Genomic DNA, 3,067 nt, shown 5'->3' with positions numbered 1-3,067 from the left:
TCGCAGGAGATTTCGCCGGCCTGCACGTTGTTGGTCTGCACGGTCGCGTCCGCGCCCGCCGCCGCGACGTCCACCGCGACCACGACGATGCCCGCCTTTTGCGCCTTCTTCACCGCCGGCTCGATCGCCTTCGGATCGACGGCGTTCAGAAGAATGATGTCGACGTGCGCCGAGATGAAGTTGTCGATCTGCGTGAACTGCTTGTTCATGTCGTAGTCCGACGACACCGCCGTCACCTTGACGTTCGGATTGATCGTCTTGGCCTTGGCTTCCGCGCCCTTCGAGATCGTGACGAAGTACGGATTGCCGAGCGAGCCGACCGTGATGCCGATGGACTTCAAAGGCTTGTCGACCGCGTTGACGGAAGCCGTCATGCAAAACCCGAGTGCGAGGGCGACGCTGGCGAAAAGCTTATTGTGCTTGCGCATGTTGTTGTCTCCAGTTGGTCCGTTGGTGTCGGGGCGGGCGCGAGCGGACCTGCAAGCGCCCGGATGATCGATGGAAATCAGGTGCGAGCCGAACCGCGCTGACGGTAACGATCGAGCGCCACCGCGCCGATGATCACGAGGCCCTTGATGATGTACTGCCAGATATCCGACACGCCGAGCAGCACGAGGCCGTTGGAGAGCACCGCGATGATGAGCGCGCCGACCAGCGTGCCGACGATCGAGCCCACGCCGCCGACGAAGCTCGTGCCGCCGAGAATCACCGCCGCGATGGCATCGAGTTCATACGACTGGCCGAGCTGCAAGCCGTTCGCGGCATACAGACGCGCGGCCGACATCACGGCGCCGAGACCCGCGAGCAAGCCCGAAATCGCATAAACGAAGAGCTCGATGCCCCACACCTTGATACCCGAGAGACGCGCCGCTTCCGGATTGCCGCCCACCGAGTAGATGCGCAGGCCGAGCACGGTGCGGCGCAGAATGAACCACGACACGAGCACGACGAGAAGCGCGATGATCACGAGCCAGGGCACACCGAAGAGCGTGTCGTTGCCGATGAACGCGAACGGCAGTTGCGGGTTGAAGATGGTCGTGTCGTGACCGATCAATCGCGCGATGCCGCGTACCGCAGTGAGCGAACCGAGCGTCACGATGAACGGCGGCAGCTTGAGCAACGCGATCAACAGACCGTTGATGACGCCGAAGCCGAGGCCCACCGCGAGCGCGGCCGGAATGCCGAGCCATCCCCAGCCCGGAATATTCGATGCCAGCAACGCCGCCACCGCGCCCGCCGACAGAATCGAGCCCACCGACAAGTCGATGCCGCCCGTCAGAATCACGAAGGTCATGCCCGCCGCGAGCACGATGTTGATCGATGCCTGCTGCGTGACGATCGACAGGTTCTGGAAGCTGAAGAAGCCATCCGTCACGATGCCGAAGCCGATGCACAGCAGGATCAGCACGGGCAGCATGCCTGCGGTTCGCATCAGAACCTGCATGCGTTCGCGATGCTCGATGCGGTTCTGCCGCTGCGATACGCTCTCAGCCTTCGCAACCGGCGCGGCGCTCGTGTCGTGGTGTTTCGTCGTGTTAGCCATGTCTCTCTCCAGATTTCCTTAAGCAGCCTGATCGAGCGCGACCTTCGAGCCCGTCGCCAGTTCGATGATTCCTTCCTGCGAAATCGGCTTGCCCGAATGGCCGCCGAGTTCGCCCGCGATTTCGCCTTCGCGCATCACGAGCACGCGGTCCGCCACGCCGATCACTTCCGGCAGCTCGCTCGAGATGACGATCACGCCGACGCCCGAGCGCGCGAGATCATTGATGATTCGATAAATCTCCGACTTCGCGCCGATATCCACGCCGCGCGTCGGCTCGTCGAGGATCAGCACTTCCGGTTTCGTTTCGAGCAGACGCGAGAGCAGCACCTTCTGCTGGTTGCCGCCCGACAGCGCGCCCACGTTCACGCGCATGTTCGGCACGCGAATCGTGAGCGCGGCGATCGCGTCCTTCGCGCGCGTGTTGCCGCGCGCGAGATCCATCACGCCTGCTTTCGCGTCACGGCCGGCGATCGTGATGTTGATGTTGTCGCGCACGCTCATGTCGAGGAAAAGGCCCTGGCCCTTGCGGTCTTCGGTGAGATAGACGAGGCCCGCGTCGATCGCGTCGCGCGGCGTGCGCAGCTTCACGGGCTTGCCGTGCATCGACACTTCGCCGCGCGTCTTTTCCTCCGCGCCGAAGATGAGGCGCGCCAGTTCCGTGCGTCCCGCGCCGACGAGCCCCGCGATGCCGAGCACTTCGCCCGCGTGCAGATCGAGGCTGCAGCCGCGCACGCGGTTGTTGTCGGCGATATCGCGCACGGACAGCACGACGTTGCCCGGATCGTAGGGCGCGTGCTCCTTCTTGTAGAAGCCGGAGATGTCGCGGCCGACCATCATCTTCACGAGGCTGTCGGCGGAAAGTTCGTCGCGCATCAGCGTGCCGACGTACGCGCCGTCGCGCAGCACCGACACGCGGTCCGACAGCTCATAGATCTCCGCCATCCGATGACTGATGTAAATGATCGCGATGCCTTCCGCGCGCAGTTGACGCACGAGCTCGAAGAGACGATCCGTTTCGCGCGACGACAGCGGCGTGGTCGGCTCGTCCATCACGAGGATGCGCGCATGGGCGTGCACGGCGCGCGCGATTTCGACGAGCTGCCGCTCCGCGATCGACAGGTCGCCGACGAGCGTATGCGGCTTGAAGTTCGCGCCGAGGCGCTTCAGCACGTCCTCGCAGCCGCGCTCCATGCCGGCGCGGTCGACCAGTCTGCCGCGCCGCAGTTCACGGCCCGCATAGATGTTCTCGGCAACCGAGAGATTCGGCGCAAGACTCAGCTCCTGATAGATCACCGCGACGCCGAGCGAGCGCGCGGCCAGCGGCCCGTCGATAGTGACCGTCTTGCCGTCGATGCGAATCTCGCCGCCCGCATCGGCCTGATACGCGCCCGACAGGATTTTCATCAGCGTGGATTTGCCCGCGCCGTTCTCGCCCATCAGCGAATGCACTTCGCCGGGATAGACCGACAAGCGCACGTCGTTGAGCGCGCGCACGCCGGGAAAGGTCTTGCTGATGCCGCGCAT

At 64.4% G+C, this 3,067-nt stretch carries 3 protein-coding genes; all 3 read right to left on the bottom strand.

The features are described 5' to 3' along the window. Positions 1-428 (bottom strand): substrate-binding domain-containing protein (locus AWB78_RS41970; RefSeq protein ID WP_157697886.1); only part of this gene is annotated, 428 nt, incomplete at its 3' end. 77 nt (positions 429-505) lie between these two features. Continuing rightward, the gene (locus AWB78_RS41965) at positions 506-1,543 is read right to left on the bottom strand and encodes an ABC transporter permease subunit (protein WP_062613141.1); all 1,038 of its coding nucleotides are present in this window, start codon (positions 1,541-1,543) and stop codon (positions 506-508) included. Between the two features lie 18 nt (positions 1,544-1,561). Next, a partial coding sequence (locus tag AWB78_RS41960) for a sugar ABC transporter ATP-binding protein (RefSeq protein ID WP_062613139.1) occupies positions 1,562-3,067 on the bottom strand: 1,506 nt, incomplete at its 5' end.

This window comes from Caballeronia calidae (genome assembly GCF_900044055.2).
GTDB lineage: Bacteria > Pseudomonadota > Gammaproteobacteria > Burkholderiales > Burkholderiaceae > Caballeronia > Caballeronia calidae.
The sequence above is the reverse complement of the archived record's forward strand: the minus strand, read 5'-3'. Positions and strand labels throughout refer to the sequence as shown.

Bases quoted from the DNA above. Each gene is read 5' to 3' on its own strand.
- AWB78_RS41965 (WP_062613141.1), bottom strand. From the start codon at position 1,543: ATGGCTAACACGACGAAACACCACGACACGAGCGCCGCGCCGGTTGCG.